The sequence below is a fragment of the Cryptosporangium sp. NPDC051539 genome (assembly GCF_044454545.1).
Lineage (GTDB): Bacteria > Actinomycetota > Actinomycetes > Mycobacteriales > Cryptosporangiaceae > Cryptosporangium.
This window is the reverse complement of sequence record NZ_JBITDV010000005.1, coordinates 530891-550965: the sequence shown is the minus strand read 5'-3', so window position 1 is coordinate 550965 and position 20075 is coordinate 530891. Positions and strand designations below refer to the sequence as shown.

The window sequence follows — 20075 nt, the reverse complement described above, 5'->3', positions numbered from 1 at the left end:
TCGACGCTAACCCACCCGGAAAAGAGTCAGATTTCCCGGGTTTTCCGGGACCGGTGTGGAGACTGAACCGATCCACCGGCCGATGCGTTAAACCTGATGAAGATTCGTGTTTGAAAATCGTCCGTAAACGGCATTGATACCGCACCGGAGCGCTACTCCGAGAGTTCATCGCCGTACTGGGAGCGAGGTGTTTGATGATGGCCCCTTCACATCTCACCGTTTACTACTCCGACGGGTCAGATACATCGTTCGACGACGTGACCTACCGGGTGTCGGACGAGTACCTCTACGTCGAACCCTCGAGCGGTGCGGCGGCGACGCCGATCGAGCTCTTCTCGGTCTACAGCTGGGTGGCGAAGACGTCGCCGCTGGCGGCCTGAACTCGTCCGTGCCCCATCGGCTTCGGGCGGTGGGGCACGTTTCTGTTTTGTGAGCGCCGACACGTTACTGGCAAGTAAAGTCGCCGGGCATGGGAGCGAAGCGCACGGCGATCGTGGTGGGTGCAGTGGCGGCGACCGCGGTGGTGGTCCTCGCTCGGCGGTCGGCCAGGGCCCATGCGCTCACCGATCCGCGCCTGGACGGCATGGCACCGGTGCCGCCGAAGTCCGAGCGGATGGTGCGGTCGGCGGACGGCACCGAGATCCACGTCGCGGAGTACGGTCCGGACGACGCCCCGATCGTGGTGCTGGTGCACGGCTGGACGTGCGGGATCGGCTTCTTCACCAACCAGATCTGGGCGCTCTCGACCGACCTGCACGTGGTCGCCTACGACTTACGCGGGCACGGCGGTAGCGCGATTCCGGCGAAGGGCCAGTTCACTACCGACGAACTCGCTGACGACCTGGCGGCGGTGCTGCGCGCGACCGTGCCCGACGGCCGGAAGGCGGTGGCGTTCGGGCACAGCATGGGCGCGATGAGCATCGTCGCGCTGGCGGCCCGCCACCCCCGCCTGCTGCACGAGAAGGTGTCGGCGACGGTGCTCGCCAACACCGGCGTGACCAGCCTGGTCGCCGATTCGCGTCTGCAGCCCGGTCCGGACCTGCTGCGCCGGCTGACCGCGCCGCTGAACCGGGCGATCCTGTCGGCTCCGCTGCCGCTCGGGCGTCCGATCGGAGCGACGATGCCGATGATCCGGTACATCGGGCTGGCTCCGGGCGCGGCGCCCGAGCACGTCGCGTTCTGCGCGCACGTCATCCTGGACACGCCGCCGACCGTGCGCGGAGGGTTCGGGGCCACGCTCGGGACGCTCGACCTGCGGCTGGCGGTGCCGCACCTGGACCTGCCGACCACCGTGGTGACCGGGGAACTCGACATCCTGACGCCGCCTGCGATGGGGCAGCGGCTGGCGTCGGACCTGCCGCAGGCGCGGTTGGTGGAGGTCGAGGGCGTCGGGCACATGACGCCGGTCGAGGCGCCGCAGGTGCTCGAGCGGGAGATTCGCGCGATGGTGCAGACCGCGGTGGTCTGACCGGCCGCGTCCGACCGGCTGGGGCTGACCGGTTGGGGCTGACGGCTACGTCGTCGGCGTCGTCGGGTCGTTGTTGGGTGGCGGCGAGGGGCAGACGACCTGGACGTCGACGGAGGCAGGGCGGAACGTGCCCGGCGTGGTGATCAGCCCGCTGATCGTGAGAGTGCCGCTCGCCGGTTTGGCGATCGTGATCGGCATGTTCCGGGAGAACGACTGGGAGCCGGCGGCGGTGGTGGTGTTGACTCCGGTCTCGCTCTCGCCCGAGCTCGACGTCACCTGGTAGACGACGCGGGTCGGGCCGGAGACCGTGATGGTGAACCGGACGCTGATCGTCAGTGGGGTGGTGCAGTCTTTCGGCTGGACCGGGGTGGTCGCGACCAGGGTCGCGCTGACCACGGTGGCCGCCGGCGGCGGGGCGGTGTCTGCCGACGGGCTCGGGCTGGTGGTGCTCGGGCTCGGGCTCGGGCCGGTTTGACTCGGGCTCGGCTGGGCGTCGCTGGTGGACGGGAGCGGGGTGCTCGGGGTGGGGAGCGGTGACGGGCCGTCGGTCTCGCCGCCGGGGTCTTCGACGGTGCTGCCCGTCCGGGTCGCGCGTTCGGTGCGGTCGGCGGTGGCGACCATGTTCGCGATCGCGCCCGCTCCTACGGCCAGGACGAGGATGGCCAGTACGGCCAGGACGCGCTTCCAGCGGTTTCCGGCCGGGGGTGACGTCTGGGGTGTGAAGCTCGGCGGGTCGGACGGCGGGGGGCCGCCGCCGACGTGGCCCGGTCCCCAGGCGAGTTCGCGGGCGCCGGAGACCGGCGCGCCGCCGTTGCCGTAGGTGTCGTAGCGCGCCCCGGAGACCGGTGCCCCGGAGATGGGCCGCCCGTAGACGGCACCCCCGGAGACCGGACGGCTCGAAACCGGACCGCCGGAGACCGAGCCGCCGGAGACCGGACCGCCGGAGACCGGGCGGCCGTAAACGGCGCCGCCCGAGACCGGACCGCCGGAGACCGGCCGCCCGTAGACGGCGCCGCCCGAGACCGGGGAGCCCGAGACCGGGGAGCCCGAGACCGGGGAGCCCGAGACCGGGGCTCCGGAGATCGGGGGGCGGAAGTCGCCGGAGTTCGGGGCTACGTCCCCGGTCCGGGGAAGCGGCTCGCTGGGGGGCTCGGCGCCGGAGCCCGGCTGCCAGTACAACGGCTGTAACTGCTGCGGTGCCCGCAACACCGCGAACACCGCCGTGCTCAGGTTGCTGGGCTCGTCGCCCTGCGCCGTACCCGGAACGTGCGCGCTCCGGCGTACCCGCTCGTCGGTGTCGACCCGCCCTGGCGGCGGCGGAACGAACTCGCCCGACCGCGTCGCCGCCTCGTCGGACTCGTTGTCGGCGATGCTCTTCAGCAGCGCCCGCGCCCGGGTGTGCTCGAGCCGGTCCTCCGGCTTCTTCTCCAGCAACCCGTCGATCACGGCGGTCAGACGCGGACCGGCCCGCTCCGGCCGGGGATGCGGACGAGTCGCGCTCGCGAACAGCCCGACGATCGTCTCCTTGGCGGTGAACGGGCTGACGCCCTCCACCGCGAAGAACAGCGTGGCACCCAGCGCGAACAGGTCGCCGGCGGGCGTCGTCTCGCCGTTCATGAGTCGCTCGGGCGCGATGTACCCGGGCGAGCCGAGCAGCGCGCCGGTCTTCGTCAGCGTCTCGGTGCCGAACACCGACGCGATCGAGAAGTCGGTCAACTGGGCGATGCCGTCCCGCTGGATCAGGACGTTGTGCGGCTTCACGTCCCGGTGGATGACGTTCGCCGCGTGGGCGGCGGCCAGCGCGTCGAGGAGTTCGACGCCGATCCGGGCGGCGTCCCGCGGGGAGAGCGGCCCGTCACCGGCGACCACCCGGTCGAGCGAACGCCCGTCGACGAACCGCATGATGATGAACGGCTGGTCGTCGTGGAGGATGACGTCGTGCACCGGCACGATGTTGGGGTGATCGAGCCGCCCGGCGCTCTGGGCTTCGAGTAACGCGCGCTTGGTCAGCGTCGCCCGTTCGTCGGCGTTGATCGTCGAGGGGAAACGGACCTCTTTGACCGCGACGGTGCGATTGAGCCGCAGGTCATAGGCGCGCCACACCGTGCCCATGCCGCCGGAGCCGACTACTGCGTCCAGGCGGTACCGGCCATCGACTGCCCTCTGCTCAGCCATTCCTCCGCCATCTGTCGCCCCGACCGACGGTAGCCGCACCGTGCACCTGCACCGATGGTCCGATCGGATACCGGACAAGCCTGCAACGAGACCCTAGTTCAGGGCGTCCGGGCCCGGGGGAGCGCGCGAGTCAGCCGATGCAGACGACGTTGATTTGTACCGGAACGGGGGAGAACCGGGTGGGTGACTCCACCACGGCCTGCACCGCGTACTTGCCGCTTCCCTGGGCGAACAGCAAGCCCACGGAGTCGGTGCTCTGAAACGTCTTGTCGGCGTCGGTGACCGTGCCTCCACCTCCCGCGACCTCGGTGTCTCCGGGCGCGAGCGAAACGCGGTAGCGGACGTCGGTCGGTGCGTCGCTCACCGTCACCGAAAGGTTCACCGTGAACGTGACCTCGTTCGCGCAAGAACCGAAGTAGGTCTTCGGCGTGACGTCGAGGTCGGCGGCGGTGACCTGGCCGACGGGCTCGGTCACCGGGGTGCCGGCGGGGGAGCTCGCGGCGGCCGACGGTGAGGCCGACGCGGAGGGCGAGGACGTGCCGCTGGGACTGGCGGTTGCGCTCGGTGTGGCGCTGGTGCCGGCGGAGGACGAGGCATCGGCGGCCGAAGCCTCGGCCGACTCCGGTGCGCCGAGTGAGGTCGTCACCTTGGTGGACCCGTCTCCGGGAGACGTTCCCCCGCGGAGTGCGATCGCCGCGACGACGACGACGGCGAGGAGCAGTACGACCAGGCCGCCGATCAGCGTGCGCCGCCTGCGCACGCTGCCCGGTGCGACGTGCGACGCCACTTCGGCCCGCGACGGCTCGCCGCTTTCCCGGCCGTCGCCATCCTGGCCGTTGTCGCCCCGGCCGTCGCCTTCCGGCGCGAACGCGGCCCACGCGTCCGGCCCCGCGGCGTCCGGCCCGACGGCGACGCGCTGCGTAGCGTCCGAATCGAGGGCCGGTGGCAGTGGTGTGGTCGGAGCGTCGTCGGCCGGAGCGTCGGTCACCACGGACTTCGGTGCGCGCGACGCCGCGACGAGCATGGCGCGGACCGACACCAGGTCGGGGCGGCCGGCGGGGTCCTTGACCAGCAGCGAGTCGAGGAGCGGGGCCAGCGGACCGGCGCGCTCGGGCGCGGGATGCGGATGCGTCGCGGTCGCGAGCAGCGCGGCGAGCGGGTCGGGGCGGTCGAACGGACCGTGACCCTCGACCGCGCAGAACAGCGTGGCGCCGAGGCCGAACAGGTCGGCCTCCGGGCCGGTCTGCAGGCCGTTGAGCCGCTCGGGGGCGATGTAGCCGGGCGAACCGAGCGCGCCACTGCCGGCCGACATCGTGCCCCGGAACGAGTCGGTGGCGATCGAGAAGTCGGTGAGCAGGACCTCGCCGTCGTCGGTGACCAGCACGTTCGAGGGCTTGACGTCCCGGTGGACGACGCCGTTGCGGTGGGCGGCGGCGAGCGCGTCGGTCAGCGCGATGCCGATCTGCGCGACGCGCGCGGGGCTCATCGGGCCCTCTTCGCGCACGATCTGACTCAGCGAGCGACCCTCGACCAGCCGCATGACCAGGCACGGCATACCGCGATCGGCGACGACGTCGTGCACCGCGACGATGTTCGGGTGCGACACCCGGGCCGCGTGCCTGGCCTCGGCCATCGCCCGGCGGGTCAGCAGCGTGCGCTGGTCGTCGGTGGCGGCCTCGGGTAAGTGCACCTCTTTCACGGCCACCGGACGCCGTAACCGGGTGTCGTATCCGCGCCAGACCGTGCCCATCGCACCGGTGCCGACCACGTCTTCGATCTGGTAGCGCCCAGCGATCATCCGCACCGGGTGTCGGCCCGGCGCTTGCGTAGGTTCTGTCACTTCAGACACCAGTAGTCACCGTAGCCGCACGACCCTGGGTGCGCGGCGGGCGTCCGGTATTAGGCACCATGAACTAGTGACGATGATTTCCGACGGTGTTGATCCGGGTCGGCTCGAGCGGCGGTTGCGCACCGAACTCGCCGGCGACATCGCGTTCGACGCGGGTGCCCGCGCGCTCTATTCCGCCGACGCGTCCAACCATCGCCGGGTTCCCACCGGGGTCGTGTTGCCGCGTTCGGTCGAGGACGTGACGGCCGCGCTCGCGATCTGCCGCGAGGACGGGGTCGCGGTCACGATGCGGGGCGGCGGCACCACGATCGCGGGCAACGCGATCGGCCCGGGGATTGTGCTCGACACGTCCCGGTACCTCAACCGGATCCTCGACGTGGACGTCGCCGGGCGGACGGCGGTCGTCGAGCCGGGTCTCGTGCTCGACGTCCTGCGCAGGCGGATCGCACCGGACGGCCTGGACTTCGGCCCCGACCCGTCGACGCACAGCCGCTGCACGATCGGCGGAATGCTCGGTAACGACGCCTGCGGCTCGCACTCCGTCGCCTGGGGAACCACGTCGGACAACACCGACGCGCTGGACGTCGTCCTGGCCGACGGTACGCGTCTGCGGATCGGCGCGACCAGCGCCGACGAGTGGCGACGCAAGGCGGCCGACCCCACCCGCGAAGGACGCCTCTACGCCGACCTCGGCGCGATCGTGGACCCGAACCTGGCCTTGATCCGCACCACGTTCGGTCGCTTCAGCCGCCAGATCTCCGGCTACCCGCTGCACCGTCTGCTGCCGGAGAACGGCCGTCACCTGGCTCGCGCGCTGGTCGGCACCGAGGGCACCTGTGCGGTCGTGCTCGGCGCCACCCTGCACCTCAACCAGGCACCTCGCTCGCGGGCGCTGGTCGTCCTCGGGTACGCGGATTCGATCGCCGCGGCCGCGGCCGCGCCGCAGATCGTCCCGCACCGGCCGCTGACCATCGAGGGCATCGACCTGGCACTGGTCGACGCGCTGCGGGCGCGCGGACGCAAGCCGGCGGAGCTGCCTGCAGGCAAGGCCTGGCTGCTCGTCGAGGTCGGCGGGTCGACGCCGGCCGAGGCGGCGGCGGCCGCTTCCCGCCTGGCCGCGGCCGTTCCGGGTGCTCCCCGGATCGTGACCGACGCGGCCGAGATGCGGTCGTTCTGGCGCGTCCGCGAAGAGGGCGCCGGCCTGGCGACCCGGCTGGCCGACGGCTCCGAGGCGTGGCCGGGCTGGGAGGACTCCGCGGTACCGCCCGAGCGCCTGGCCGACTACCTGCGCGAGTTGGGCGACCTCACCGACCGCTTCGGGTACCAGGGCGTCACGTACGGGCACTTCGGTGAGGGCTGTGTGCACGTCCGGCTCGACTTCGACCTGGTCTCGGTGGCCGGGCGCGACCGTTACGGGTTGTTCCTGCACGAGGCGGCGCAGCTGATCGTGAAGCACGGGGGATCACCGTCGGGTGAGCACGGCGACGGCATCGCGCGGTCGGCGCTGCTGGCCGACGTGTACAGCCCCGAGGCGGTGGCGCTGCTGGGTGCGTTCAAGCGGGCCTTCGACCCGGCCGGAGCGCTCAACCCGGGGGTGATCGTCGACCCGCCGGCCGTGAACGACATGATCCGCATCGCGTACACGCCCCAGCTGCTGCCGGTGAACGGATTCGCGTACGCCGAAGACGGCGGTGAGTTCGATCGCGCGGTGCGGCGCTGCGTCGGCGTCGGAAAGTGCCGGAACGACCACACGCCCGGCGGCGTCATGTGCCCGAGCTACCAGGCGACCGGCGAGGAGAAACACTCGACGCGCGGCCGTTCCCGGCTGCTTCTGGAGATGTTGCGCGGTGAAGTGATCACCGACGGCTGGCAGTCGGACGAGGTCGCCGAGGCGTTGGACGGCTGTTTCTCGTGCAAGGGCTGTCTCACCGACTGCCCGGTGAACGTCGACATGGCCACGTACAAGTCGGAGTTCCTGTACCAGCGCTACAAGGGCCGGCTGCGTCCCGCGGTGCACTACGCGATGGGCTGGTTGCCGGTGGCGCTGCGCGGGGCGGCGTTCGCGCCCCGGGTGGCCAACGCGGTGACGGCGTTCGAGCCCGCGGCCCGGCTCTTGAAGAAGGTCGCCGGGATCGCGCAGGAGCGCGCGGTGCCCCGGTTCGCCGGGAGCACTCTCCGGCAGAGGCTTCGGAAAGCCCATCACCGGACCGAGCGCGCCGGTGACGGCAAGGCCTACCCGGGCCGCCGCGAGGTGCTGCTCTGGCCGGACACGTTCACGCAGTTCTTCGACCCGCAGATCGGTGAGGCCGCCGTCGAGGTACTCGCCGACGCCGGGTTCGTCGTCCGTATACCCAAGGGCGAACTCTGTTGCGGTCTGACGTGGATCTCCACCGGCCAGCTGGACGTCGCCCGCGCGGTCGCACGGCGGACGCTGGACGCGCTCGAACCGCATCTCGACGCGAACATCCCGATCGTCGGCCTGGAGCCGAGTTGCCTGGCCAACTTCAAGCACGACCTGCCCGCGCTGCTGCCGGACGATCCGCGGGCGAAGAAGCTCGCGGAACTCTCGATCACGCTGGCCGGTGTGCTGGAGCGGGACGCGCCCGACTGGCAGCCGCCGCAGACCGACCGGCCGGCGATCACGCAGATCCACTGTCACCAGCACGCGGTGCTCGGTGACCGGCCCGACCGGAACCTGGCCGCCGCGGCGGGGGTCGACCTGACCGTGCTCGACTCCGGTTGCTGCGGGGTCGCGGGCAACTTCGGGTTCGAGGCCGGCCACTACGACATGGCGCAGGCGGCGGGAGAACGGGTACTGCTGCCGGCGGTGCGGGCGGCGAGCGCCGAGACCCTCGTGCTGGCCGACGGGTTCAGCTGCCGCACCCAGATCCGGCAGAGCACGGATCGTGACGCTCACCACTTGGCCGAGGTATTGGCCGGGCGTTTGCGCGCCTGAACTTCCCGATTGTCCAATTCGGGCGCCGTTCGCGGACGAATAACCCGCCTGACACCTACTCCGCTGCGGTGGCATAGTCGATGCCGTTACCAACTTTCGCCGGAGGTGCAGCATCGTGCGCGGGCGTTGGGCGAGCTACGTGGCGATCGGTGACAGCTTCACCGAAGGAATGGACGACCCGTACGGCGACGGCACGTACCGCGGCTGGGCCGATCTGGTCGCGGGATGTCTGGCCGCGGAGGCCGACGCGTTCCGTTACGCCAACCTGGCCGTACGCGGGCGGTTGCTGCCTGCGGTCGTCGACGCGCAGGTGCCGCTGGCCGCGGCGATGCGGCCCGATCTGGTGACGTTCGTCGCCGGGGGCAACGACGCGCTGCGGCGGCGGTTCGATCCGGTGCGGCTGGCCGAGGCGTACGAGGGGGCAGTGAAGCGGCTGGCCGCGAGCGGGGCGACCGTGGTGCTCTTCACACCCGCGGACATCACGACGAACTATCCGGCGGCCCGGCGGTACCTGGTGCCGCGGATCGACTTCTTCCTCGACCTGATCCGGGAGACGGCGGAGAAGTACGACGCTCACCTGGTCGACCTCTGGGCCGACGACGGGTTCCGCGACCGCCGGATGTGGAGCATCGACCGGTTGCACCTCAACGAGAGCGGGCACCGCCGGGTCGCGCACAACGTGCTCAGCGTGCTCGGGCTCGACTGTGATCCGGAGTGGGTGGCCGCGCTGCCGGCCGCCTCACCGGAGAAGTGGCTCGCGGCGAGGCGCGCCGATCTGCAGTGGGCCCGCGTCCACCTGGCGCCCTGGGTAGGACGCCGCCTGACCGGCCGCTCCTCGGGAGACACGATCACCGCGAAGCGGCCGGACCTGGCCGGTTTCTAGTCTTCGTCCTCTCCGAGGCCGAGGTCGCATTCGCCGGGCTCGTGCTCGGGCTTGGTCGGGGGTTCCAGGCCGTACCGATCGAGCAGGTCGTTCACCCGGTCCATCGCGGCATCGGGATCAGGCAGCTCGAGCAGCAGCGACGCGAACGGTTCGTCGGAATCGGCCCGGACCAGATGCAGGATCAGGTCGGCTTCGATGCCCACGTCGGGGCAGTACAGCGGCTCGTAACCGACCGCTACCCGGGCGTCCAGATCGACGACCAGGCCGGCCGGCACGTCGGTGCCGTGGATCCGGGAGAGGGCCGACCGGAGGTCGTCCCAGAGTTCCACGGCGATGGCCCACCGCTCGTCGTCCGACGGGGTGAAGTGCACTACCCCCGCATCGGACGCGAACGAAGCGGCGACCAGATCCTCACGCTCTTCCCACGCCTCGCCGTCGAGAGCCGGCCGTACTGCGGCCTCGAACGACGCGAGCCGGTTGACGCCGGCGATCTGCAGTTGGTCGACCAGTTGATCAATGCTTTCGACGACGGCATCCTGCCAGTCCAAGGCAGCTCGCTCAGCCGCAGCCCTGGCGGCCGTACGGCGAGCCCGCGCCTTTTCCAGCACGTCCATCCCCGCCTCCACTGACGTTGAGGTACCAGCCGGTCGGGAGCTCGCCGGGGACGACGACAACCGGCCTTCCCTGAATCCTCTCACCTTCGCCGCGACACGCCCTTCATCTCCCCGCGCGGGTGCCGATAGGACCGGGAGTGGGCCGGTCGGACGGGAGGCCGCGTGGCGGATACCTGGGTGAACGTGGGGTGCTCGGCCGACGTCGATTCACGGCTCGCCGGAGCGGAGGCGGCTCGCGTCGCTCTTGCCGGTGACGATCCCCGGCTGCTGATCGCGTTTTTCGCCGGCACGCACGATCCGGAGGCGGTCGCGGCCGGCGTCCGCTCGGTCGGTGGTGAGGTCTCGCTGATCGGGTGCCCGACCGCCGGGGAGATCGCCGACGGCTGGGCCGGTGACGGTGCGGTCGTGGTGGTCGCGCTGGGCGGACCCGGGCTCGCGGTGAAGGTCAGCGGTACCGAGGTCATCGATCCGGACGCGGCCGAGCGGCGGGACACCGGAGTACGGGCGTCAGTGCTGCGCGACGCCGGTGCGCGGGCGGTGGCGCCGTTCGAATCGTTGCCGGGTGGCGACCATCGGTTCGCGCTGGTGCTCACCGACGGGCAGGCCGGGCACCAGCAGGACCTCATCCGGGGTGCCTACGCGGCGGTCGGCGCGTCCGTGCCGCTGGTCGGTGGGTGCGGGGCCAGCCCGTCGATCAGTGCGTTCGCGAACGCACCACTGATCTGCGACGACCGGGTGTTGCGCAACGGCGTGGTCGCCGCCTCGATCGCCAGCGACAACCCGTTCGGGATCGGCCTCCGGCACGGCTGGGAACGGACCGGCGACGCGGTGGAGGTCACGTCGACCGACCGGAACGAGGTGCTCGAACTCGATCACCAGCCGGCGCTGGACACGTACCTGACGCTCCTCGACGCTCCGGACGAGTGCTGGACCGACGAACACGCGTTCCAGAGCTTCTCGCTGCTGCACCCACTCGCGCTCCGGCGTCCGGGTGGTGACGAGGTCCGGGTCGTCGCGTACCCGAACTACGAGAACCGGTCGTTCTCGTCCGCCGCCGACGTGCCTGCGGACAGCGTCGCCTGGCTGCTGCGCGGTGACGCCGACGCGCTGCTGACCGCCACCGACGAGGCGTTCGACGCGGCGATCGCCGGCGTCGGCGACCGGCCGGTCGCCGGGCTGCTCGCGTTCGACTGCGTCGGCCGGCGCGGGGTTCTGGCTCCGCGCGGCCTGACCGACGTCACACGTATGACGTCGCGGGCCGCGGGCGCGTCGTTCGCCGGGTTCTACTGCCACGGCGAGATCGCCCGGACCCGAGGCACCACCGGCTACCACAACCAGGCGCTCGTCGTGCTGGCGCTGAGCTGAGCGCGATGGATCCGGCCGAGGGTTCCAACTGGGCAGCGCAACAGCTCCCGGAGTACCTCGCCGTGGTCTCCTCGCGGCCGGACGTCGGCACGGCGGCGGGTGCCGCCGCGGAGTGGGCCGCCGAGTTGATGGAGGCCGAGGTCGGCGCCGTCGTGCTGGGCGACGAACTGCAGGCCCAGGTCGGCTTCCCTCGCGGCGCCGCGCCGGACGAGTTGCTGGTGACCGCGGCGATCGACCGCGCTCCGACGATCGACGTCCCGGGCGTCGGGCCGTGCTTCAGCACCGTCGTCGCGCTCGGCGCGGGCACGGCCGGGCACCTGCTCGTCGCCCGGGGCGATCGCGCGTTCGGCGCGGAGGAACTCAGCCTGCTGCGCGGGATGGGCCGCGTGCTGGGCCTGCAGCTCCGTCAGATCCAGACGCTGGCCAGCGAGCGGACGCTGCGCCTGGAGTACGAGGGCCTGGTGCGCACGCTCCAGCGGCGCCAGCGGTTGCTGGAGGCGTTCGGGCGGGTGCAGCGGGCGCTTCTCACCCGGGTGCCGCTGCAGGAGATCCTCGACGTGATCACCGCCAGCGCGAACGGGTTGTTCGAGGGCGACATGCTCTCGCTGCGGCTGATCGATCCCGAGGACGCCGGCCAGATGTTGCTCGCGTCGCGGAGCGGGATGCCGGAATGGTTCGCCGCGGCGGCCTGGCGGCTCCCGATCACGCCTGGGCTCCGGCGCGCGCTCGACAGCGGCGACCTGGTGATGGCCGACAAGGCCGCACTCCGGAAGACCGCCCAGCCGCAGGCCGTCGTCGACCCGATCGAGGCGGTGATGGCCGCTCCGGTGAGCGAGGACGGCGAGCGGGTCGGCTGCCTGATCGTGGGCTCCACCGAGGTCGGCCGCGTCTTCGACGAGATGGACGCCGAGATGTTGCAGGGGTTCGCCGACCACGTGAGCATGGCGCTGACCGACGCCAGGGGCGTCCAGGCGTTGCACCAGGCGTACCACGACGCGCTGACCGGCTTGCCGAACCGGACGCTGCTGAAGGAGCGTCTCGGCCACGCGCTGCGCCGCGGGCCGTGCGGGCTGCTCTTCGTCGACCTGGACCGGTTCAAGCTGGTCAACGACAGCCTGGGTCACGACGCCGGCGACCAGTTGCTGATCGAGACCGCGGACCGGCTGCGCGAGGCCGCCGGGCACGGGAGCACGGTGGCGCGGTACGGCGGCGACGAGTTCGTCGTCCTCGTCGACCGGGTGGTCGAGGACGTCTCGGAGGTGACCGACGTCGGCGAGCGGATGCTGGCGGCGATGGCCCCGCCGTTCGTGATCATGGGGCGGGAGTGCTCGGTCGGGGCGAGCATCGGGGCGACGGTGGCGTCCGGCACCGGCACCCCGGACGAGGTGCTGCGGGACGCGGACGTCGCGATGTACCGGGCCAAGCAGGGCGGCCGGGGGCGGGTCGAGGTGTTCCAGCCGGAGATGCACGCGCTGCTGATGGACCGCCTGGACCTCGAGGCCGACCTGCGGCGGGCGGTCGAGCAGGACGAGTTGTTCCTCGTCTACCAGCCGATCGTCGAGCTCGGGACGATGCGGCCGACGAGCCTCGAGGCGCTGGTGCGCTGGAACCACCCGACCCGGGGCGTGCTGGTGCCGTCGCAGTTCATTCCGCTGGCCGAGGAGACCGGGCTGATCGCGTCGATCGGGCGATGGGTGGTGTCGGCGGCCGCCGCGGCCGTCCGCCGGTGGGACTCGACCCCGGCGGCGACGCTCGGGATCAGCGTCAACCTGGCGGCCTCGCACCTGCGGCTGCCCGGAGCCGCGGCGGAGATCGCGGCGCTGGTGCGGGCGGCCGGGATGGACCCGTCGCGGTTGACCGTCGAGGTGACCGAGAACGAGATCGTGCGGGAGCACGACGACGCACTGGATGCCCTGTTCACGCTGCGGGACCTCGGCGTGACGATCGCCGTCGACGACTTCGGCACCGGGTTCTCGTCGCTGCGGTACCTGCGGCAGCTACCGGTGCACGCGGTGAAGGTCGACCGGTCGTTCCTGGCGGACATCGACCTGTCGCCGGAGGGGCTGGCGTTCGCGCGGTCGATCGTCGGGCTCGGGACCGCGCTCGGCCTCTACACCGTGGCCGAGGGAATCGAGCGTCCGCAGCAACTCGCCGAGCTGCGCCGGATGGGGTGCGGGTTCGGGCAGGGGTTCTTCCTGGCCCGCCCGCTCGCGGAGGACGACGTGATGGCCTGGCTACGCCGGAACGGACACCCCGACGCCGCCCTTGGTGTCGGCGCCGAAGCGGGCCACTTCGGCCGCTAGGTCGAGCCGGTGGATCTCGTTGCGCTTGGACCGGATCTCGTCGGTGAGCAGCTCGGCGGGGACCAGCCACGAGACCTCGAACTCGAGGCCGTCGGGGTCCTTCGCGTAGAGCGCCTTGGTGGTGGAGTGGTCGCTGGCTCCGACGAGGGAATCGAGCTCGAGCAGCTTCGCCTCGATGCGTTGCAGCTCAGCGAGCGTGTCGACCTCCCAGGCCAGGTGGTAGAGCCCGACCGTGCTGCGGCCGGCGCCGGACGGGCCGGCCTGGTCGCCGAGCTGGAACAGGCCCAGGTCGTGGTCGTTGCTCGAGCCGCCCGCGCGCAGGAACGCCGCTCCGGGGAACGCGTCGCCGCCGTCGATGACCCGGAAGCCCAGCGCCTCGCGGTAGAACGCCACGCTGCGGGCGACGTCGCGGACGTACAACACGGCGTGGTTCAGGCGCTGGACCGGCATCGGGACCTCCGGAGGATCGGTGATCTCCTACGATAGCCGCGTTTTGTTTAGCGTTCAATCAAACCGATCGGCTGTGCCGACGGGTCGGGCGCATGACAAACTTGCGCACGGCCGCCCGCGGCGGCCGAGGAGGGCTCGCCTAGTGGCCGATGGCGGCAGTCTTGAAAACTGCTATACCGGGGAACCGGTATCGTGGGTTCGAATCCCACGCCCTCCGCTGTAGCTACGCTGAGCAGCCAGAACAGTCATTTTCTGAGCACCTCAGGCGGCGGTGGCCAGGGCCGAAACTCGGTCCTGGTCACCGATTGGTCACGCCGGTCCGGTCTGAGGCCGGATCTCGGTCACGGTCGCGTTCCCGTCGACGAGCTTCGCGGCGGCCGCTGCACTGGTCGTCTTCCGCGTTCTGCGGACATGCGTGTACGTGTTCATGGTCAGCACGCCGGTGGAGTGCCCGAGCAGCTCCTGAATGTCGCGCATCTCGTCGCCTGAGTCCAGCGCGAGCGTGGCGGCGGAGTGCCGCCCGTCGTGCAGACGGATGACGGGCAGGCCCGCGAAGCCAGCTACCGCCTTGAAGCGGCGGCTGACGCGTTCCGGTGTCTCCGGATGACCGTCCGCGCGAGCGAAGACCAGACCGTGGGTGTTGTCGTACTCGGTGGCCGCCAGGCGCTCCGCCTGCTGGGCCTTCCGGTGGGTCCGCAGCAGCGCTACCGAGATCGCGTCGAGGGCGATTTCCCGGCGCCGCGACCGCGTCTTGAGCGGGCCGACGGATACCTCGCCGCCGACCTGGGTCACTGCCTGCCGGACGAGGATGACGCCGTCCTTGAGGTTCACGTGCGGCCAGGACAGCCCGATTGCCTCGCCGCGGCACAGGCCGCGCAGCAGCACCAGCCGATAGAGCACCGCCAAACGTCGGTCAGACGGGAGCGCGGCGTCGCTGCTGATGTAGCGAAGGAACATCGCGATCTGGTCGGCCTCCCAGACCTGGACCTCGTCACGGAGCTCCTCCTCGAGCTCGACGCTCGCGCACGGATTGACGTGCAGCAGCGGCGGTCGCCGCTTCATCGCGTCGTTGAGGGCCTTACGGAGGCACGCGAACACGCGGTTCGCGGTCGCGACGCCGGCGGGCTGAGAGGGCCGTGTGTGCGTATCGCCGGCGACAATCGCGTTCATCATCTCGTCGATGTGGTCGGGGGCCAGCTCCTGGAGCTTGACCGCGCCGATCGTCGGATTGATGTGGTTCTTCACGTAGCCGCGGTAGTTCGTCATCGTCGACAAGCGCGGGCCGCGGCGGCTGTCCAACCAGGTCGCCAGGTATGCGGCGACGGTGCGTTTGTCGCGGGCAATCGTCATCCCGGTGCGCGCGGCCTGGATCGCCGCCGTGCAGGCCTCCCGGGCTTCGGCCGCGGTGGCGAACCCGCCCTTCTTGCCCTGGACCCGTTCACCGGTGCCAGGGTGCGCGCCGAGGTCGTAGACGTAGTACCAGCTGCCGTGCCGCTGCTTGCATGCCGGCGGTCGGCTCGGTCCGCCTCCGGTGTTGCCGTGAGGGCACCGCTTGTAGACCGACCCGGATTTCATTTTTCGGGCTCCTCGATCAGCGACTCGACACGGTCGCGGTCTTCGTCGTCCAGCGAGACGAGGCGTGCGGCGACCTCGGCAGGCGTTATGTCGAGTGTCTCAGCGATCGCGTCGATCCCGCGGGCCGTCAGGACGGCGCCGCCGAGAGCGTCCAGACCGAGTCGCGCCCGGAACGTCGCAGCGGCGATGAGGCTCAGCCGCAGTCGCTCGACGGGATCCTCGTGGGCGAGTGCTGTCTGGATTGCCTGGATTAAGGCACTGGGCATGACGAAGCTGCCCCTCCGCTCTAGCTTGCGTCATGACCCGGCGTACGTCCTTATCGCTATCACTGAGCGCCGTCTGGGCGCTGGTGAACGCTATTGATGGCCGTCGTTTGCCGCTCATCGCCAACCGACGACTGAGGCCGATCCGCCGTTCCGGCTAGTCGGAGCTAGTCCTTTTGGGGACCATCTCGCTCGCCATGCTGACCACCAGATGTTCCTGCGAGGGGGTCAGCAAGTCGTAGCTCTCATCTCGGAGAGCTCGAGACAGCCGGGAACCGCCTGACGAGGACCGAGGTTCAATCCCAAGCGAGGCGCCCATGGCCTCCCAGACCTCATACGGTGGCCGCCGCAGCGCGTGGGCCAGCGCGACGATCGTCGCCGGCCGCAGCGCCTCGGAGAACGTGCGGTTCCGCCACTTGGAGAGCTGGCCGGCGTTGAACTCTCCCTCGGAGCGACGGGCTATGTCGGCTGCAGAAAGTCGTTCGTGGTCCATCACTTCAGTGATGAGTCGGCTGAGCGCGGTCGGCGAAGCCTGCTCTGCCATCCTCACCGCCCGTTCCGGATGCACCTCTGCGTCACTGGCCCGCGTCACAGTGTGGCTGTTGCCAGGCCCCGACGCGCGCCGATCTAGCGCATATCTACGCAGCTAAAAGCCCTGATCGCAACCGACGGCAACTAACGGCAATTGACGAGAGTTTCTCACTATGAAACCCTCTGGCTCGTACCGAGAAACAAGTCCTCACGGAGCTGCGGGAACTACCACCGTCGCCACCGGGAGCCGATCCGTTGTGCGCACGAAGTTTCACATGAAGACTTTTAAAGCGCTCCGAAAAGAAAGTTGAGGTGGCATGTCCAGCGCTAGCGTCGACGCCCCGGCGACTGACGAAACCGCCGCTGACGAGACCGACGAGCCGTGGGACGAGGAGCGGCTGCAGAGGTTGCCAATGCTCGTACCGCTGTCGACGGCCGGTGAGGCCCTGGGCTGGGGCTACTACAAGAGCTACGGCCTGGCCAAGCGCGACGAGTTCCCCGTGCCGCTCGAGCAGATCGGCCGCCACAAGTACTGCAAGCGCGCAGACCTCATCCGGTACGTCGTTCCCGGCGCGGCAGCGTCATGACCCACTACGAGGTCGCGACCGCTTACATCCGTGCCCGAGACGTCGCGCGTCTCCACGCTCAGGTCGGCCTGACCGTTCCGCACGGCATGACGAGCACCATCGCCGAGCTCGGAGCAGCACTCGACCAGCACGCTGCCGACTCGCGGCGACCGCAGACCCGCTGACCCAAAGAAGTGGGCGGCGGAGCCACGCACTTCCCTACGCGGCCCCACCACCCCGAAGACCCCTTTGTCCTGAAAGGAAGTCTCCGTTGACCAGCACTGTACCGGCGCCGGCCGAGACCACCGTCTCCGTCGCTGACCGGGTGAAAGACCTCTACGACAACCGGGCCCTGATCGTCGGCGTCCCGGACGGCATCGACGACCTGGTGGCCGACGGCTGGGTCGGCGTCGAGACGCTCGGCGGCTACCCGTCGATGTGGGTGACCAGCGCCGGCATGGCGCTCTGCGACCTACGCATCGTGCACGTCCACAGCCTCCACCAGCTCCCCTCGCCCGAGCAAGTCGCGGTGCTGCGCCGTCACGACCTGATCGCCCTCGACGAGGCGACCGGCGATTGGTGGATCACCGACCGCGGCCTGTCATTGCTAGGCCTTGAGCTGCAGGCCGAGCCCGCCACCGCAACGCCGACGTACACCGTGTCCTGGCGCCGCGACGGCGTACGGCGCGCTACCGACCGCGGGCTTGGCCAGCGCGACGCGCGTCGGCACGTCGACGTGCTCCTCGGCCAGCTCCGCGCAGGCGACCGCATCAGCCGTATCACCGTCCTGGATGACCGCGGCGTCGACGCGACCAGCTCCGTCGCCGGCGACCTGTTCCCGGCCGTCGCCGAGCTGGCGGCGCTCGCCCGCCGGGCCGAGGTCCTCAGCGGCCTGCGCGACGCGATCGACTTTCTCGCGACCCACCCCGGCGCGCTGACGCCCCCGAGGCCGTACTTGGTGCACCACGTGCGCGACCGCGACCCCGAGTCCGCGCGGAACATTGTCTACGTCGCGGCGGCCGCGATCGAGGCCGACGTCGTCGAGGACCACGGCTCGATCAACACCCGGAAGCAGTTCGGCCCGGTCACCTACGTCGTGCAGTTCGACTTCCCCGCGGCGGCTGCGGCCGGCGGTGACCAGTGATGACCGATGTCGACGACGAGCTGAGCTACATCAGCTCGTTCGACCGCAACCGCGCCCGTGTCGCTCGCTACTCCCGCCTGACCAAGAAGCAGCTCGCCGCGCGGCTGGCTGCCCTCGAGGAGTTGCTCGCCAACGATCGGGACGCGGACGGGTATACGCCCTTCGGACCGGTGTTCTCGTTCGGCCCGATGGTCACGCAGGTTCTGCCGACGGTGCTGCTGGCGATGGTCCGGGACGGCCTCCACCTCCCGAACCGCGGCCTCCGCTACTGGCCCCACGAGGTGGTCGGAGCGGACGGCACCGAGAAGTGGGAAGACGGCGTCACGGTCTACGTGGATGGCGGACCGGACGACCTCGCACGGTGGGCCGGGCCGCTCGGCCTCGGAGAGCCCGTCTCGAGCATCGGCCCATCGGTCGAGTACGGAGACGGATCGCGTACCCAGGAGTTCCGGAAGCTGACCGCTCACGGCCGGGTCGGCGAGATCGCGGTCGAGGCGTGGACGAGCGCCGGTTACATCGCCGACGGTGGTGAGGCGACGTGACGATTGCGATCACTCGGGTCGCGGAGGTCCCGACGCTGCTGGACCCCGAGGCGGGCTTCGACGTCTTCCTCGACGGTGAGCGGTTCTGCTTCGGCTGGTCCTGCACGACCTGTCCGCGGGTCGGCGCTAGCGGCTTTGCCACCAAGTCGGCCGCGGAGGCGTCTGCGCGCGGCCACCAGACGCGCCGTCATCCGCGGATCGTGATCCCGGTCGACGGCCCGGTGCCGCGCTGCCCGGAGTGCGGGGGAGCCCGCTACGGAGACGAGTACGTTCTTGGCGACCCGCGGTGCTCGCCGTGCCGGCTGGCCGGCCGCGCGCCACGGCCCGGCGTCCTCGCCACGGTCCGGACGGTGGCCCGGTGAACGCCGCCGGTACGGCGCTGCTGCGCCGCACCGCCACCCGGATGCGCGATCAGGCCGCGGCGCTCGCTGCCGCCGACACCTCCCTCTCGGCGCATCGCGCCGAAGCGCTGGGCTGGCTCCACCGGAACGCCGACGAGCTCGAAGCGACCGCCGACTCCTACGAAACCAGGCTGACCCTGGCGACCGAGTACGCGGGCCCAGGCGTGCTCGCGTGGGTCACCGGTTTCCGGGAGCGGCTCGCGGCCGCGGCGGCGCTTGAGGACCTGACGGCGCTCGGCGCCGAGGCGGCTGCCGCGACCACCGACGGCCAGTTGCCGGACGCGGTCGCGGCCGTGCTGCAGCAGGACTTCAAGACCCGGGCGGTCGCTCTGGTCGACGCGCAATCCGTGGCGGTCGAGCGATTGCAGCGGCGCCGGAACCGGATGTTCGCGTTGCTGCCCGTGGTCGGCGTCGACCTGGACGACGAGGACGCGTATCGCGGCTACATGGCCGAGGCCATCGGCCGGTCGGTCCTGTCGTCGACGTCGCTCACCGCGGACGAGACCGAACTGGTGATCGCCCGGCTGGAGCGCGCGATCGCCCAGTCCGAACCCGCGGCCGCGGAGGCGGCTCCCTAGACCGGGCGGCCGGCCCCGATCCCCCTTCCGGGGTCGGCCGTCTCTTCCGGACCCCATCCATCGAGAGGACCCCCTATGCCGGATTGGGTGATGTGGACGGCGGCCGTCGCGCTGCTGATCAGCGTCGTCGGACTCGGCGTGCTCGGCCTGCTGCTCGTGCCGTGGCGCGGCAGCCGGACGGCTCGTCACCGCGAGACGGTCGACGGCCAGAGCGAGCAGCTGCGGCTGCAGCGCACCGGTGGCCACGCGCCGATCCACCTTGCCGACGGCCACCACGTCGACGCGCGGCGCGACCCGGGGCCGGGTGCGGCGCGATCGCCGGTGCTGACGCGCTACGACGTGCCGCTGCTCGGGGCCCCGGTCGATTGACCCGCCGCACCGTCCAGACCTGACCAAACACCGCCGGGAGGCA

20 protein-coding genes and 1 tRNA gene are annotated in these 20075 nt (G+C 70.9%); 14 read left to right on the top strand and 7 right to left on the bottom strand.

What is annotated here, in order from left to right; all coding sequences use genetic code 11:
• The first annotated feature begins 194 nt into the window (after nucleotides 1–194).
• Together ACIBZJ_RS19060 and ACIBZJ_RS19055 are read left to right on the top strand one after the other, a co-directional pair.
• Nucleotides 195–380 (top strand): hypothetical protein, encoded by a 186-nt coding sequence (locus ACIBZJ_RS19060; protein ID WP_395931171.1) that lies wholly within the window; start codon nucleotides 195–197, stop codon nucleotides 378–380.
• A gap of 89 nt (nucleotides 381–469) precedes the next feature.
• Nucleotides 470–1468: an alpha/beta fold hydrolase gene (locus ACIBZJ_RS19055; protein ID WP_395931169.1), complete on the top strand. Its 999-nt coding sequence runs from the start codon at nucleotides 470–472 to the stop codon at nucleotides 1466–1468.
• Between the two features lie 45 nt (nucleotides 1469–1513).
• On the opposite strand, the gene ACIBZJ_RS19050 is transcribed toward ACIBZJ_RS19055, so the two are convergent.
• Both ACIBZJ_RS19050 and ACIBZJ_RS19045 read right to left on the bottom strand, forming a co-directional pair.
• Complete coding sequence (locus ACIBZJ_RS19050; RefSeq protein ID WP_395931167.1) at nucleotides 1514–3643, bottom strand: protein kinase; 2130 nt, start codon at nucleotides 3641–3643, stop codon at nucleotides 1514–1516.
• Between the two features lie 130 nt (nucleotides 3644–3773).
• Complete coding sequence (locus ACIBZJ_RS19045; RefSeq protein ID WP_395931165.1) at nucleotides 3774–5441, bottom strand: serine/threonine-protein kinase; 1668 nt, start codon at nucleotides 5439–5441, stop codon at nucleotides 3774–3776.
• Nucleotides 5442–5565: 124 nt separating this feature from the next.
• Between ACIBZJ_RS19045 and ACIBZJ_RS19040 the strand changes: the two genes are divergently transcribed.
• Both ACIBZJ_RS19040 and ACIBZJ_RS19035 read left to right on the top strand, forming a co-directional pair.
• Complete coding sequence (locus ACIBZJ_RS19040) at nucleotides 5566–8448, top strand: FAD-binding and (Fe-S)-binding domain-containing protein (protein WP_395931269.1); 2883 nt, start codon at nucleotides 5566–5568, stop codon at nucleotides 8446–8448.
• 115 nt (nucleotides 8449–8563) lie between these two features.
• The gene (locus ACIBZJ_RS19035) at nucleotides 8564–9331 is read left to right on the top strand and encodes an SGNH/GDSL hydrolase family protein (protein WP_395931163.1); all 768 of its coding nucleotides are present in this window, start codon (nucleotides 8564–8566) and stop codon (nucleotides 9329–9331) included.
• On the opposite strand, the gene ACIBZJ_RS19030 is transcribed toward ACIBZJ_RS19035, so the two are convergent.
• Nucleotides 9328–9945, bottom strand: coding sequence for a hypothetical protein (locus ACIBZJ_RS19030; RefSeq protein ID WP_395931161.1), 618 nt, complete (start codon nucleotides 9943–9945; stop codon nucleotides 9328–9330). The genes ACIBZJ_RS19035 and ACIBZJ_RS19030 overlap by 4 nt on opposite strands.
• A gap of 162 nt (nucleotides 9946–10107) precedes the next feature.
• Between ACIBZJ_RS19030 and ACIBZJ_RS19025 the strand changes: the two genes are divergently transcribed.
• Together ACIBZJ_RS19025 and ACIBZJ_RS19020 are read left to right on the top strand one after the other, a co-directional pair.
• Complete coding sequence (locus tag ACIBZJ_RS19025; protein WP_395931159.1) at nucleotides 10108–11310, top strand: FIST signal transduction protein; 1203 nt, start codon at nucleotides 10108–10110, stop codon at nucleotides 11308–11310.
• A gap of 5 nt (nucleotides 11311–11315) precedes the next feature.
• Nucleotides 11316–13613, top strand: a complete 2298-nt coding sequence (locus ACIBZJ_RS19020; protein WP_395931157.1) for a putative bifunctional diguanylate cyclase/phosphodiesterase — start codon at nucleotides 11316–11318, stop codon at nucleotides 13611–13613.
• On the opposite strand, the gene ACIBZJ_RS19015 is transcribed toward ACIBZJ_RS19020, so the two are convergent.
• Nucleotides 13545–14063: a VOC family protein gene (locus ACIBZJ_RS19015; protein WP_395931155.1), complete on the bottom strand. Its 519-nt coding sequence runs from the start codon at nucleotides 14061–14063 to the stop codon at nucleotides 13545–13547. The two genes, ACIBZJ_RS19020 and ACIBZJ_RS19015, sit on opposite strands and share 69 nt — an antisense overlap.
• A gap of 128 nt (nucleotides 14064–14191) precedes the next feature.
• Between ACIBZJ_RS19015 and ACIBZJ_RS19010 the strand changes: the two genes are divergently transcribed.
• Nucleotides 14192–14280 (top strand) — tRNA-Ser (locus ACIBZJ_RS19010).
• 92 nt (nucleotides 14281–14372) lie between these two features.
• Here the strand turns inward: ACIBZJ_RS19010 and ACIBZJ_RS19005 are convergent.
• From ACIBZJ_RS19005 to ACIBZJ_RS18995, 3 genes are all read right to left on the bottom strand, one after another.
• The gene (locus ACIBZJ_RS19005; protein WP_395931153.1) at nucleotides 14373–15638 is read right to left on the bottom strand and encodes a tyrosine-type recombinase/integrase; all 1266 of its coding nucleotides are present in this window, start codon (nucleotides 15636–15638) and stop codon (nucleotides 14373–14375) included.
• Nucleotides 15635–15904, bottom strand: a complete 270-nt coding sequence (locus ACIBZJ_RS19000) for a hypothetical protein (protein ID WP_395931151.1) — start codon at nucleotides 15902–15904, stop codon at nucleotides 15635–15637. Before ACIBZJ_RS19000 ends, ACIBZJ_RS19005 begins: the two co-directional genes overlap by 4 nt.
• Nucleotides 15905–16058: 154 nt before the next feature.
• Nucleotides 16059–16445 (bottom strand): hypothetical protein, encoded by a 387-nt coding sequence (locus tag ACIBZJ_RS18995; RefSeq protein ID WP_395931149.1) that lies wholly within the window; start codon nucleotides 16443–16445, stop codon nucleotides 16059–16061.
• 304 nt (nucleotides 16446–16749) lie between these two features.
• Between ACIBZJ_RS18995 and ACIBZJ_RS18990 the strand changes: the two genes are divergently transcribed.
• The 7 genes from ACIBZJ_RS18990 to ACIBZJ_RS18960 all read left to right on the top strand — a co-directional run bounded on the left by ACIBZJ_RS18990 (nucleotide 16750) and on the right by ACIBZJ_RS18960 (nucleotide 20032).
• Entirely contained in the window at nucleotides 16750–17019 is a 270-nt protein-coding gene (locus ACIBZJ_RS18990) for a hypothetical protein (protein ID WP_395931147.1), read from the top strand.
• On the top strand, nucleotides 17016–17183 hold the full coding sequence (locus ACIBZJ_RS18985; protein WP_395931145.1) for a hypothetical protein: 168 nt from the start codon (nucleotides 17016–17018) through the stop codon (nucleotides 17181–17183). The genes ACIBZJ_RS18990 and ACIBZJ_RS18985 overlap by 4 nt, the downstream gene beginning before the upstream one ends.
• Nucleotides 17184–17269: 86 nt before the next feature.
• Entirely contained in the window at nucleotides 17270–18142 is an 873-nt protein-coding gene (locus tag ACIBZJ_RS18980; protein WP_395931143.1) for a hypothetical protein, read from the top strand.
• Entirely contained in the window at nucleotides 18142–18684 is a 543-nt protein-coding gene (locus ACIBZJ_RS18975; RefSeq protein WP_395931141.1) for a hypothetical protein, read from the top strand. The genes ACIBZJ_RS18980 and ACIBZJ_RS18975 overlap by 1 nt, the downstream gene beginning before the upstream one ends.
• On the top strand, nucleotides 18681–19046 hold the full coding sequence (locus ACIBZJ_RS18970) for a hypothetical protein (RefSeq protein WP_395931139.1): 366 nt from the start codon (nucleotides 18681–18683) through the stop codon (nucleotides 19044–19046). Before ACIBZJ_RS18975 ends, ACIBZJ_RS18970 begins: the two co-directional genes overlap by 4 nt.
• Entirely contained in the window at nucleotides 19043–19663 is a 621-nt protein-coding gene (locus ACIBZJ_RS18965) for a hypothetical protein (RefSeq protein ID WP_395931137.1), read from the top strand. The genes ACIBZJ_RS18970 and ACIBZJ_RS18965 overlap by 4 nt, the downstream gene beginning before the upstream one ends.
• Nucleotides 19664–19738: 75 nt before the next feature.
• Complete coding sequence (locus ACIBZJ_RS18960; RefSeq protein ID WP_395931135.1) at nucleotides 19739–20032, top strand: hypothetical protein; 294 nt, start codon at nucleotides 19739–19741, stop codon at nucleotides 20030–20032.
• Nucleotides 20033–20075: the final 43 nt, after the last annotated feature.

Bases quoted from the DNA above. Each gene is read 5' to 3' on its own strand.
- ACIBZJ_RS19060 (WP_395931171.1), top strand. From the start codon at position 195: ATGATGGCCCCTTCACATCTCACCGTTTACTACTCCGACGGGTCAGAT.
- ACIBZJ_RS19055 (WP_395931169.1), top strand. From the start codon at position 470: ATGGGAGCGAAGCGCACGGCGATCGTGGTGGGTGCAGTGGCGGCGACC.
- ACIBZJ_RS19050 (WP_395931167.1), bottom strand. From the start codon at position 3,643: ATGGCTGAGCAGAGGGCAGTCGATGGCCGGTACCGCCTGGACGCAGTA.
- ACIBZJ_RS19045 (WP_395931165.1), bottom strand. From the start codon at position 5,441: ATGATCGCTGGGCGCTACCAGATCGAAGACGTGGTCGGCACCGGTGCG.
- ACIBZJ_RS19040 (WP_395931269.1), top strand. From the start codon at position 5,566: ATGATTTCCGACGGTGTTGATCCGGGTCGGCTCGAGCGGCGGTTGCGC.
- ACIBZJ_RS19030 (WP_395931161.1), bottom strand. From the start codon at position 9,945: ATGGACGTGCTGGAAAAGGCGCGGGCTCGCCGTACGGCCGCCAGGGCT.
- ACIBZJ_RS19020 (WP_395931157.1), top strand. From the start codon at position 11,316: ATGGATCCGGCCGAGGGTTCCAACTGGGCAGCGCAACAGCTCCCGGAG.
- ACIBZJ_RS19015 (WP_395931155.1), bottom strand. From the start codon at position 14,063: ATGCCGGTCCAGCGCCTGAACCACGCCGTGTTGTACGTCCGCGACGTC.
- ACIBZJ_RS19005 (WP_395931153.1), bottom strand. From the start codon at position 15,638: ATGAAATCCGGGTCGGTCTACAAGCGGTGCCCTCACGGCAACACCGGA.
- ACIBZJ_RS19000 (WP_395931151.1), bottom strand. From the start codon at position 15,904: ATGCCCAGTGCCTTAATCCAGGCAATCCAGACAGCACTCGCCCACGAG.
- ACIBZJ_RS18995 (WP_395931149.1), bottom strand. From the start codon at position 16,445: ATGGCAGAGCAGGCTTCGCCGACCGCGCTCAGCCGACTCATCACTGAA.
- ACIBZJ_RS18990 (WP_395931147.1), top strand. From the start codon at position 16,750: ATGTCCAGCGCTAGCGTCGACGCCCCGGCGACTGACGAAACCGCCGCT.
- ACIBZJ_RS18985 (WP_395931145.1), top strand. From the start codon at position 17,016: ATGACCCACTACGAGGTCGCGACCGCTTACATCCGTGCCCGAGACGTC.
- ACIBZJ_RS18975 (WP_395931141.1), top strand. From the start codon at position 18,142: ATGACCGATGTCGACGACGAGCTGAGCTACATCAGCTCGTTCGACCGC.
- ACIBZJ_RS18960 (WP_395931135.1), top strand. From the start codon at position 19,739: ATGCCGGATTGGGTGATGTGGACGGCGGCCGTCGCGCTGCTGATCAGC.